This is a genomic window from Mesorhizobium sp. M7A.F.Ca.AU.002.02.1.1, assembly GCF_003998535.1.
Classification (GTDB): Bacteria; Pseudomonadota; Alphaproteobacteria; order Rhizobiales; family Rhizobiaceae; genus Mesorhizobium; species Mesorhizobium ciceri.
Genome location: NZ_RZPB01001048.1, coordinates 1 through 1,709 on the forward strand (window position 1 = coordinate 1; position 1,709 = coordinate 1,709).

Below are 1,709 nucleotides of genomic sequence, written 5' to 3' on the forward strand. Positions count from 1 at the left end.
GTCGCGCTCAGGGCGGCTCCGGCGCCGGCAGCAAGCGTCCTTTTTCGATCGAGATGTTCGCCGACGACGTGTTGGCTGCCGCCGATGCCGCCGGCCTCGACCGTTTCGTCGCCGGCGGCATCTCGATGGGCGCGGCAATCGCCTTGCGGCTTGCGGCCCGGCACCCGGATAGGGTCACAGGTCTCGTGCTTGTTCGCCCTGCCTGGGCTTTCGACGCGGCATCGCAAAACATGCGCCCTTACGTGGAAGTGGCGGAGCTCATCCGCGGCCGTCCGCTGGATGACGCGCGCGATGCGTTTGCGGCCTCCGCCACGGCGGCTCGCTTTCGCATCGAGGCGCCGGACAATCTTGCTTCCCTGCTCGGCTTTTTCGCGCGCGCCAATGCGAATGTTTTCGCCGAGGTGATGCGAGCGATCGCAAACGATGGGCCCGGCGTGACGCGGGCAGCGGCCGCCGGCCTCGCGCTCCCGACACTCGTCATCGGCAGCGGCATCGATCTCGTCCATCCGCTGGCCACCGCGCGCAGCCTTGCAGACACCATCCCCAATGCCGCCTTTGTCGAGGTGACGCCGAAGGCCACCGACAAGGAGCGCCATTTCGCCGAAATCCGCGCCGCCATCGGCAGCTTTCTCAACACAAATTTTGACAAGCAGGACCAATCATGATCTCGAAATCTCTCTCCGGCCCGGCCGCCATCGCCGAACTGCCACGCGATCGCATGATCGCCGAATTCTCGCTCTGGTCTGCCAATCTTGCCAATTTCGAGAACGACTTGAAGCGCATCGAACCCTATGTCGATCTTCATCATATCGATGTGGCGGACGGTCATTTCGCCCCGTCCTTCCTGTTCTTCCCCGACCTCGTTGCCCGCATCGCCGGGCTGACGGCCAAGCCCATCCATGTCCACCTGATGGTCGATGAAGCAATCGTCGAGGCGCAGACGCGCCAGTTCATCGAAGCCGGCGCCGACATGATCAGCGTCCATGCCGAGAATGGCGAAGCGGGATTGCGCGCCGTGCGGCTGGCGCGGGAGCTCGGCGCCGAGGCGGGCGTCGTGCTCAGGCTGGAGACGCCTGTGGAAGCGGTGACGGCCTTCGTCCCGGAAGTCGCCTTCGTAACGCTTCTTGGAACCGCAATCGGCGTCAAGGGACAGAGCCTGTCGGACAAGGCCTGCGACAGGCTGGGCGCTACCCGCGCCATCCTGAGAAAGGCCGGCCGCGAGGCGCAAGTGGTTCTGGCGGCCGACGGCGGCATCCGCCACGAGACCGTGCCGTTGCTGCGTGCCGCCGGGGCCGAAACCGTGGTTCTCGGTTCGCTCGCCTTCGGTGACAAGGACCTCGCCGGCCGCATCGGCTGGCTGCACGGCTTGAAGGTCGCGGCATGACAACGGAAGCCGCCCTTGCGATCGATCTTGGCGGGACGGAGCTTCGCGCCGCCCTGGTCGACCGTGAGGGCAAGATCCTGGCATTCGCAGCGGTGCCGACGCAGGCGCAGGCCGGTCCAGACGTGGTGATCGGCCAGATCGAGGCGCTGGCGGCGACCGTCCATGCCGAAGCCCCGGCACTGTCGGTCGTCGGCGTCGGTGTCGGTGCGCCGGGACCGCTTGATCCGCTGGCCGGCATCGCCGTCGGCCCGCCGACACTCACCGGCTGGCTGGATGTGCCGCTTGCCGACATCCTCGAGCGGCGGCTCGGCCTGCCGGTCCGTCT

The 1,709-nt window shown here is 66.9% G+C and carries 3 protein-coding genes; all 3 read left to right on the plus strand.

Features of this window, described 5'->3' with window-relative positions:
• On the plus strand, positions 1–665 hold a 665-nt coding region (locus EN879_RS34825), incomplete at its 5' end, for an alpha/beta hydrolase (RefSeq protein ID WP_127274656.1).
• Positions 662–1,384 carry a ribulose-phosphate 3-epimerase gene (locus EN879_RS34830; RefSeq protein ID WP_013532941.1) on the plus strand — a complete coding sequence of 241 codons (723 nt, stop codon included), beginning with the start codon at positions 662–664 and terminating at the stop codon, positions 1,382–1,384. The genes EN879_RS34825 and EN879_RS34830, both read left to right, overlap by 4 nt.
• The coding region (locus EN879_RS34835) for an ROK family protein (protein WP_164774796.1) at positions 1,381–1,709 on the plus strand (329 nt) is incomplete at its 3' end. The genes EN879_RS34830 and EN879_RS34835, both read left to right, overlap by 4 nt.